This window comes from Photorhabdus sp. RM96S (assembly GCF_042879335.1).
In the GTDB taxonomy this organism is placed as follows: Bacteria; Pseudomonadota; Gammaproteobacteria; order Enterobacterales; family Enterobacteriaceae; genus Photorhabdus; species Photorhabdus kayaii.
In genome coordinates this window covers 1-228 of the sequence record NZ_JBHFKT010000280.1, presented here as the reverse complement: position 1 = coordinate 228, position 228 = coordinate 1, and the positions used below count along the sequence as shown (strand labels likewise).

The 228-nt window shown below is 62.7% G+C and carries 1 protein-coding gene; it reads left to right on the top strand.

From position 1 onward, the window contains the following. A partial coding sequence (locus ACGF49_RS25350; RefSeq protein ID WP_387493591.1) for a PAAR domain-containing protein occupies window positions 1-228 on the top strand: 228 nt, incomplete at both ends.

Sequence of the window (228 nt, the reverse complement as noted above, 5' to 3'; positions counted from 1 at the left end):
CAAGGGGACAAAATTGCGTGCAGCGACCACCCCGGCCCGGTGGTGATTGCCGAAGGCGCCAAAACGGTGTTTGCCAACGGCAAGCCGATTGCCCGGCTGGGCCACCGCACCACCTGTGACGCCAATATCAACAGCGCGGCGGCCTCAATTGCCATCACCCCGCAAACCGGTGAGGCCCTGACTATCCTGACCGCCAACAACAAAGACCTGCGCTGGCTGGTCGCCATT